This is a genomic window from Vibrio sp. R15-SG3-ISO1A, from assembly GCF_059833955.1.
Genome location: NZ_JCBDGH010000004.1, coordinates 1 through 9,594, shown reverse-complemented (window position 1 = coordinate 9,594; position 9,594 = coordinate 1). Strand labels below are relative to the sequence as shown.

7 protein-coding genes are annotated in these 9,594 nt (G+C 49.2%); 3 read left to right on the top strand and 4 right to left on the bottom strand.

Translation table 11 applies throughout. The annotated features are described in order from the left end of the window. Positions 1-493, bottom strand: a 493-nt coding sequence (locus tag AC6R0L_RS00235) for a porin (protein ID WP_500627879.1), incomplete at its 3' end; no start/stop codon positions are given. Positions 494-979: 486 nt separating this feature from the next. Here AC6R0L_RS00235 and AC6R0L_RS00230 point away from each other — a divergent pair. Then, positions 980-3,706, top strand: coding sequence for a heavy metal translocating P-type ATPase (locus tag AC6R0L_RS00230; protein WP_500627878.1), 2,727 nt, complete (start codon positions 980-982; stop codon positions 3,704-3,706). After that, complete coding sequence (locus AC6R0L_RS00225; protein ID WP_500627877.1) at positions 3,703-4,152, top strand: DUF411 domain-containing protein; 450 nt, start codon at positions 3,703-3,705, stop codon at positions 4,150-4,152. The genes AC6R0L_RS00230 and AC6R0L_RS00225 overlap by 4 nt, the downstream gene beginning before the upstream one ends. 96 nt (positions 4,153-4,248) lie before the next feature. On the opposite strand, the gene hemH is transcribed toward AC6R0L_RS00225, so the two are convergent. The 3 genes from hemH to htpG form a co-directional block, all read right to left on the bottom strand. Beyond that, the gene (gene hemH / locus AC6R0L_RS00220) at positions 4,249-5,208 is read right to left on the bottom strand and encodes a ferrochelatase (protein WP_500627876.1); all 960 of its coding nucleotides are present in this window, start codon (positions 5,206-5,208) and stop codon (positions 4,249-4,251) included. A 155-nt stretch (positions 5,209-5,363) separates the two neighbouring features. Then, positions 5,364-6,008: an adenylate kinase gene (adk, locus tag AC6R0L_RS00215; RefSeq protein WP_334551248.1), complete on the bottom strand. Its 645-nt coding sequence runs from the start codon at positions 6,006-6,008 to the stop codon at positions 5,364-5,366. A 418-nt stretch (positions 6,009-6,426) separates the two neighbouring features. Next, positions 6,427-8,331: a molecular chaperone HtpG gene (htpG, locus tag AC6R0L_RS00210; protein WP_487903511.1), complete on the bottom strand. Its 1,905-nt coding sequence runs from the start codon at positions 8,329-8,331 to the stop codon at positions 6,427-6,429. Between the two features lie 287 nt (positions 8,332-8,618). On the opposite strand from htpG, the gene AC6R0L_RS00205 reads away from it, so the two are divergent. After that, entirely contained in the window at positions 8,619-9,473 is an 855-nt protein-coding gene (locus AC6R0L_RS00205) for a winged helix-turn-helix domain-containing protein (protein ID WP_500627875.1), read from the top strand. Positions 9,474-9,594 lie beyond the last annotated feature (121 nt).

Below are 9,594 nucleotides of genomic sequence, written 5' to 3'. Positions count from 1 at the left end.
AATCGTAGCGGAACATTTGGCTCTTACGGTCAAAGTGGTAACGCTCACCGCTGCGCCATGCGCGGTCGAATGTGCGGCCTAAGTTTGATGCTGAGTATGGCCAGTCCACCAATTCATACATAGGTGTCAACATACGACCAAAACGCACGGAGCCCCAATCATCGCCGCGTAGGCCAACGAAGGTATCACGGTTGCCGAGCTTAGCGCCGTCATCCAGAACCCAACCCGATTCCACTTGAGCAAATGCCGTGACGCTGTCCGTCATCACTTTCGCAGCGCGAAAACCAACACGCGTTTCATTCTCTAGTGCCCAGCCTGCATCCGGCCCTGCATCATTCGATGCGCCGTAATCCACCGCTGAAATGGAGACCACACCATACACTTCAACATTGGCATCATTTGGGTCACCTAACATGTAAGCGTGTGCAGCGCCAGCAGTCAGAGTCGCCGCAGCAACTGCTGCGCTAAGAAACGTTTTTTTACAGTGAGACATAAGATTAACCCCTATATAGTCATTTTTTGAATTTTTCTCTTGCCTCACCACCGCGCTGATGAATTCACCGTGGTGAGGACTCTTTATGGACGGGCTCATCTTGGCAAACTTTTTTCGCCTTAAAAAACAAACCAAATTATTTTTCGACTCACTTCAAATTTGTCATTGAGAGAATATCTAAATCAACGATATTTCAATGGGTTAATAAAAACCTAAAGCGATAAAAACGGCAATTTTGAGCTTTTCTACCCGTAAAGCGGTGAGATTGTTAACGACGTCAAAGCCTATTTGCGTTTCTTTAGTTCACTTTATATTTGCAATAAAAAAAGAGTGAACACGATCTCACTTGATGCAAGTCACTGATTTTGCTTGATACGTTGATTTCAACGAATTTGACGTCATTCGGGCTCCAATGCTTGACCTTTCCCCAGAGGTAAGGTTTATGCTTATCGAACTCACATCGAATAACAGTGAAAGGCCGTCGCTATGTACAGGTTTGATATTCCATTACAGGGTTTGAGTTGCATGGGCTGCGCACGCAAAGTAGAGCGAGCGCTGATAGAGCATCATGCGCTCACCGTCCTCGACGTATCGAAAAAACACATTGAAGTCGAAAGTCACGCCCCGTATGGCGAACTGGCGAAAACGGTGGCGTCTTTAGGCTATCAATCAGGAACGAGCTGTGCGTTTTCACTCTCGGGGCTAAACTGTGGCCGATGCGTGTCCAAGCTGCGAACGGCGCTCGAATCCCATCCGTCTATCGGTGATGTCGACATCTCCACCACCAAGCTCACCGTGACCGGTCTACTCACAGCAGACGAGATCATCGCCCTAGTGCAAGAAACGGGTTACTACGCAGTGCCGATTGAAGACTCCCCGCTCATATCAGAGGACACCGTCAGTAAAGAGCCTATCAAGGAGAGTGGTGATGAACCGCAGAGTACCGCGCAAAGAAATAGTAATGAGCACCGCCTCTATTTCGCTATTTCAGGGATGACGTGCGCCAGTTGCGTCAGCTCAGTGGAAAAAGCCTTACTCTCCGTCGAGGGCGTGAACAGAGTCAGCGTTAATCTAGCCGAGCAAACCGCCTCAGTATTCAGCAAACGAGAAAGCGCACAGATACTGGCTGATCTTGTAGAAGCGAGCCAGAGCGCGGGTTATCAAGCCACACATATCGCCGATCCTAACACCCAGCAGGACGAGCAAGCGGCAAATTTGGCAAAGCAGCAAGCGCAGCACAAGCGTAGCGCACTGGCCGGTTTAATCGTCGGGGCGCCGCTCATGCTATGGGGTGTTCTCGGTGGCAGTATGATGATCCAAAACCGCGGCGACCAATGGGCGTGGGGCGTTGTTGGCTTGATCTGTTTTGCGCTACTGGCGAGTGCAGGAAGAGGATTTTTTGTTAACGCTATCGCGGCACTGCGCCATAAACGAGCGACCATGGACACCTTAGTCGCTCTGGGGACTGGCGCTGCCTGGCTCTTTTCGATGCTTGTGGTTGTCGTGCCACAGTGGTTCCCTGTTGCCTCAAGACACGTCTACTTTGAAGCCAGTGCCATGATTATCGGCCTGATTTCGCTCGGCCACTATATTGAAGCGAAAGCGAAAGCCAAGACCACTCAATCGCTTAAAGCCCTGATCAATTTGCAAAGTAACGATGCGCTGTTGGTCGACGAGCAAGGTGAACGAACCATCCCTATCGACCAGATCACCCAAGGTATGACGCTACGCGTCATGCCTGGGGCTCAGTTCGCGGTCGATGGCGTTGTCACTGACGGGGAGTCCTATGTCGATGAGTCAATGCTTACCGGTGAGCCGATCCCAGTCTTCAAACGCAGCGGTGACACCGTACATGCCGGTACCTTGAACCAAGATGGTAGCTTGCTATATCAAGCCACCAGCGTAGGCAGTCAAACCATGCTGGCAAAAATCATCAAATTAGTCAGAGACGCGCAAAGCAGTAAACCGCAGATTGCCAAACTGGCCGATCAGATTTCATCCGTTTTTGTGCCTATCGTCGTTGCGGTTGCTCTGATTGCGGCCGCGGTCTGGTTCTTTGTTGGCCCTGAGCCCAAAGCCAGCTATATGCTGGTCACGGCGACCACAGTATTAATTATCGCCTGTCCATGTGCGCTCGGCCTTGCGACGCCACTATCTGTCACGGTTGGGATTGGTAAAGCAGCGGAGCTAGGGATCTTAATTAAAGATGCGGATGTGTTGCAGTCGGCCAGTCGCATCGATACAGTCGTCTTTGATAAAACGGGTACCTTGACGCAAGGTAAACCTGAAGTGCAGTTTCACGCCCGCTACCATATCGATGACGAGACGCTTTTAGGTCTCAGCGCGGGTATCGAACGTCACTCGGAACACCCATTGGCAAAAGCCATCGTGCACTACGCCCAAGCGTCACACATCACACCGCTGCCTATCACACACTTCACTAACGTACGCGGGCAAGGGGTGACCGGACACTATCAAAAGCAATCTCTAAGTGCTGTATCTCTCAACTATGCCAAGGCAAAAGGCTGGGATCTTAGCCTCGCCGACGCGGACATCAAGCGCGCGGCTGACCAGGCTTACACGCCAATCATTATTGCTTTGGATGAGCAGGTTGTCGGTGTGATGGCGATCGCCGATGGCATTAAACCTGATTCCGCGCGAACGATAACCACTTTAAAAAATATGGGGATTACCCCTGTGCTGCTGACTGGAGACAACGCCCATGTCGCCAACGCCATCGCAAAGCAGCTCGGTATTGATGATGTCATCGCCGAAGTGCTGCCAGATCAAAAAGCGCAGCATATTGAGTCACTGAAAGTGCGCGGTCAACGTGTCGCCATGGTCGGTGATGGCGTCAACGATGCGCCAGCGCTCGCTTTAGCAGACATCGGTATTGCAATGGGCAGTGGCAGTGATGTGGCGATTGAAAGCGCGCAAATGACGTTACTCAACGCCTCGCCGATGGCGGTGGTGCAGGCCATCGAGCTCTCTAAAGCCACTCTCAAAAACATGAAACAGAACTTATTTGGTGCTTTCATCTATAACTCACTGGGCATTCCCGTCGCCGCTGGCGTGTTATACCCACTCTTTGGTTTCTTGCTCAGCCCAGTCATTGCTGGCGCAGCGATGGCTTTATCGTCGATTACTGTTGTCAGCAACGCCAATCGACTTCGACTTTTTAAAACCTCAACTCAGCTTGGAGATCGCTCATGAACAGATTGCTGAAAACCTCAATGTTGACCGCCCTACTCACTATAGCGCCGCAGGTACTGGCAGCCGATGTGGTCAACCATAAATCGCCGTACTGTGGCTGTTGTAGCGAGTGGACTAAACACATGGAGCAGGCAGGGTTCAGCGTCAAAGAAGTACTGCATGACAACATGAACCCAATTAAAGAACAGCTCGGTATTACCTCTCAGCTTGCCTCTTGCCATACCGCAGAAATCGACGGTTATGTATTTGAAGGCCACATCCCCGCCAGTGACATTCAAGCGTTTCTCGCCAATCCTCCCAAAGGGGCAAAAGGATTAGCGGTGCCAGGCATGCCGATGGGCTCACCCGGTATGGAATATGGAGAGAAAAGCGACGCCTATTCAGTGTATGCGTTCAATGAGCAAGGGCAGGTATTTGAATACCGTCATTATGAAGCGAAAGAGTAAAAAGTGAGTCAGTCACCATCAAGGCAGCTGACACGAGGTGTAAAAAAGCCAGTCAAGAACACATCAGGCTCTTGTCTGGCTTAACATCGCCTCTCATTATTCTCCTTGAACTAAGGCTGCCATCATCTCGATATGCAGATCATCATCATTGAGGCAAGGAATAAAATTAAACTGCTCTCCCCCATGCTCTTCATACAACTCACGACACTGCTCGGAAATCTCCTCTAAGGTTTCCAAACAATCGGCAGAAAAGGCAGGGGTCATAATATCGAGCTTTTTGATGCCAGCGCTCGGTAACTGTTCAATGGTTTTGTCCGTATAGGGCTGAAGCCACTCTTCTCGACCAAAGCGAGACTGGAACGTGGTGCCAATTTGTTCACTGGTTAATCCCAGCGCCTTACCCAAAAGCTCAGTGGTTCGCAAACAGTGCTGTGGATAGATGTCACCGTTATCAGCGTAGCGTTTAGGGATGCCATGATACGAACAGAGCAAGTAATCCCCACGCCCATGTTGGCGCCAAGAGGCTTCAACACTGGCCGCCAGCGCTTTGATATACAGAGGATGATCGTGATAGTCGCGCAGCATTCGATAATTGGGTAACACGGGCATCGTTTTAAAGGCTTTCGCTAAGCCATCGTTGACCGCGCCAGTGGTGGTGCCGGAATACTGAGGGTAAAGAGGCAGCACAATGATCTCTTCGACGCCTTGTACAAGCAGTGCCTCAACGCCAGATTGCAGACTAGGATTGCCATAAGTCATGCCAAGCTCCACTGGCATCGATAAAAAATCAGCCAGACGCGCCGCTTGGCGCTTAGAGTACACCATCAGCGGCGACCCTTCTTCCATCCAAACGCTTTGATATAACTTGGCGACTTTGGGCGAGCGAATGGGCAATATCACACCATGTAAAATAGGGCACCACAGCCAGCGGCTCATGTCGACGACGCGATGATCATGAAGGAACTGACTTAGAAAGCGCTTCACGGCTGGTGCGGTGGGTTCATCGGGTGTGCCCAAGTTCACCAATAGCACACCTTGTTGTTTTTTATTCTGCATAGAGTCCGCCGATCCTGTGTTGAATCCAGTCTTAATTGTCTGAAAGATACGTTGCCTAGCCGCGTTAAGTTCAAGAGAAATATAAAAAAAGCGACCTGATTAGGTCGCTTCACTATAACAAATTTCACAAAAGTGATGATAATAGGTATTGCCTATTATGCTAATGCCTTCTCGATATCAGCGCTCACTTCCGCCACTTGCTTAGTACCATCGAATTTCAAGTACTTAGTGTTACCTGCTGCCGCTTCTTTACCGTAGTATTCGATCAGTGGCGCAGTTTGATCGTGGTAGACACCTAAACGAGCGCGAACGGTCTCTTCTTTGTCGTCATCACGAACCACAAGGTCTTCACCCGTCACGTCATCTTTACCTTCCACTTTTGGTGGGTTGTACACAACGTGGTAAGTACGGCCTGACGCTAGGTGAGCACGACGGCCCGCCATACGCTCAACAATCACATCGTCAGCGACATCAAACTCAATCACGTAATCAACATCAACACCCATCTCTTTCAGGCCATCCGCTTGAGGGATAGTGCGAGGGAAGCCGTCTAGAAGGAAGCCTTTCTCACAGTCGTCTTGAGCGATACGCTCTTTGATAAGACCTAGGATGATTTCATCCGATACTAGTTGACCAGCATCAATCACAGCTTTCGCTTGCTTACCAAGCTCTGTCCCTGCTTTGATCGCAGCACGCAGCATGTCACCAGTAGAGATTTGTGGAATACCGTACTTCTCCATGATGAATTGAGCCTGTGTGCCTTTACCTGCACCTGGAGCACCTAGAAGAATGATGCGCATGTTAAATCCTCTTAAGATAATAATGGTTTATACCGAAGCTCACAGCGGCTTGCCACTTGGAGCCAGATCATCGGTAAGTTTCGGTATAACGGTTGTCATAATCAGCCGTTGCGTCTTGCAAGGGACAATGGACAACGTCCTCATACAAACACGGTTTACAATAGATACTGTCATCATAAACAGTAAAACAGGCGTGCACATTACACGCCTGTTTGATCGGTTTCAAGCTGGCATTCTATCATACAATTTAGGCTCAACGCGCCTATTACGACTAAAGAATGCTTAAACACTCACATTCGCCTGCAACATCATGAGTTTTTATGCATTTTGAGTGCAAGGTCCTCACAATTTCCTGCAAATTCGAACCAATAGACGTAAAAAGCCCGCAAGATACGGGCTTTTGCACGACGCTATGCCATTATCCTTTAGTCAAAAGGGTATTGATGGCGCCAAGGAACTGAGACGGGTCCGCCATCGAACCACGCTCTGCCAGCATGGCTTGACCAAGCAGTACCTCGACCCAACGGCCAAAGGCTTCCTCATCGGCCTCATCCGCCATACGCTTAACCAGCGCGTGCTCTGGGTTAAGTTCAAAGATGTACTTCACTTCTGGCGCGGCTTGACCTGCGGCTTCCAGCAGTTTGGCCATCTGTGTCCCCATTTCGAAATCATCGGTAACAACGACCGCTGGCGTCGATGCGAGTTTAAAGGTGGTGCGAACCTCTTTCACGCGATCGCCTAAGTAAGCCTTAGTGCGCTCGACAACCGACTTAAACTCTTCCTCGGTCTCTTTTTGTTTCTCTTTCTCCGCTTCGTCTTCGAACTGGCTAAGATCGAGACCCGCTTTCGTAATGGACTGGAACTGCTTACCATCGAACTCAGTTAAGTAGTTCATCAGCCACTCGTCGATGCGGTCATACATCAAGATAACTTCAATGCCCTTGGCCTTAAACTGCTCAAGGTGAGGGCTGTTTTTCGCCGCCGCGTAGCTGTCTGCGGTGAGGTAGTAAATCTTATCTTGGCCCTCTTTCATACGCTCAACGTAAGAAGCGAGGTCAACCGTTTGCTCTGCCGAGTCCACTTCCGTGGACGCAAAACGCAACAGACCGGCTACTTTCTCTTTGTTCGCCATGTCCTCAGCTGGGCCCTCTTTGAGCACCAAGCCAAACTCTTTCCAGAATGACTGATATTTCTCGCTGTCATTCTTAGCCATGCGTTCAAGCATGGTCAAAACACGTTTGGTACACGCATTACGCAGGGATTGAGTCACCTTGTTGTCTTGAAGAATTTCACGTGACACATTGAGTGGCAAATCGTTGGAATCGATCAAGCCGCGTACAAAGCGCAGGTATGACGGCATGAATTGCTCAGCATCATCCATGATAAACACACGCTGCACATACAGCTTAAGACCCGATTTGTGGTCACGGTTCATCATATCCCAAGGTGCTTTTGATGGAATGTAAAGTAAACTGGTGTAGTCGTTTTTACCTTCCACTCGGTTGTGGCTCCACACCAGTGGATCGGCAAAATCGTGCGATACGTGCTTATAAAACTCTTGGTACTCTTCCTCTGAGATGTCCGACTTATTACGAGTCCATAGTGCTTGCGCTTTGTTGATCTGCTCCCACTTCTTCTCGTCGGTCTCTTTGCCTTCGTCATCACGAACGGCCGTTTGGATTGAGACTGGAATACCGATGTGATCGGAGTATTTGCTGATCACATCACGTAAACGCCATTCGTTTAGGAACTCTTTACCCTCTTCACGCATATGAAGAATGATATCGGTACCACGCTGTTCTTTTATGATGTCTTCGATGGTGTACTCACCTTCACCTGCTGAGTGCCATTGCACCGCTTGATCAGCAGCCAGGCCAGCTGCGCGAGTGCGCACCGTCACGGCATCTGCGACGATAAAGGCGGAGTAGAAACCCACACCAAATTGACCGATTAATTGCGAATCTTTGCTTTGCTCTTCCGACAGCTTAGAGAAAAACTCTGCAGTGCCCGACTTAGCGATCGTACCTAGATGTTCAATCACGTCATCACGACTCATACCGATGCCGTTATCGGAAATGGTCAGCGTGTTTGCCTCTTGATCAAAAGAGAGCTTCACACCCAATTCGGCGTCACCTTGATATAAATCGGGATTGGACAAGGCTTGGAAACGCAGTTTATCCGACGCGTCTGAAGCATTAGAAATCAACTCACGAAGAAAGATCTCTTTGTTTGAGTAGAGAGAATGGATCATCAGGTGAAGCAGTTGTTTGACTTCAGACTGAAAACCACGAGTTTCTTTGTTATTCGTTGCTGTTTCGCTCATGATAACTCCACATTTGGTGCTTTTTATTCCAAGGCCACCTGCCTGTTCGCAGGAATATTGGCGCTAAATCTGACAGTTAAGATGAGGGTGGAGAGTGTAAATTCAAGGTCAAAAAACATAAAAACAGTGTTTTTTTGGTTTTATTTTGATTATTCTTGCACATCTAAAAATGAATAAATCATAAAGAGACGCCAAGATTTGCGCTGTTTTGTTCAATGAGCACTGCTTGGTGGCGAATGGATGCGCATTACGTTACTTGAACCTTTTTATAGAAATGGCCAACCTCAATGAGCAACATAGGTACTAAGTTCAACCTCGCGAACCGCTTCACGTTTGACCCAAACACCAACTCTCTGACCGATAAAGAGAGTGACAACGAGGTGATTCGTCTGGGCAGCAATGAAAGTCGCATTCTCCTTTTATTGGCAGAAAAACCCAATGAAGTTGTCTCCCGCAACGAGCTGCACGATTTCGTCTGGCGAGAGCAAGGGTTTGAAGTTGACGACTCTAGCCTTACTCAAGCCATTTCTACACTAAGAAAGCTATTGCAAGACTCCACCAAGTCGCCTCAATACGTTAAAACAGTGCCTAAACGCGGCTACCAGTTGATCTGTCCGGTTGAAAGAGCGTTGCCTCAAGTCACCAGTGACGATCTCGACGAGATGGACGACAGCCAAGATACTAACGTTTCAGGGTTCGACACCAACGAGAATGTAACAGCGTCATTGTCCCAGACCGTTGACACCACTGCCGGCACGGTGGACACCAAGAAACCTAAAACCAACAACAAGCCCTTGATGATGGTATTGCTTGTCATTACCGTCATGCTGCCTATCCTTGCCATCCTGCTAGCAAAACCGGCGCAAACGCAGTTTCGTGAGCTGACAGTGGTCGATAGCACACCGGTGAGAACGCCGCTGAACCACCCAGATTTAAGCGTGTGGATGCCCTCTATCGAGCAGTGCGTCAAACGCTACAACGAAACACGCCAAGGGGATTTAGCGCCTGTAGAGGTGATCGCTACGGGTGGTCAAAACAATCAGTTAGTCTTGAACTACATTCACTCTCTTCAACAATCAGGTGAAAACATCACCTTGCGCATTGTTGCCGAGCAAGACGATCTCTCTCGAGTATGCCAGTAGGAGTTACCCATGAATCATAGAATCGCCGCTGGCCTCGCCATTATCTCTGCTGCGTTAAGTAGTTGGCTCTACTGGGGCAGTGATATCAAAATTGAGAAAATCCTCACCTCAAGTGAATGGC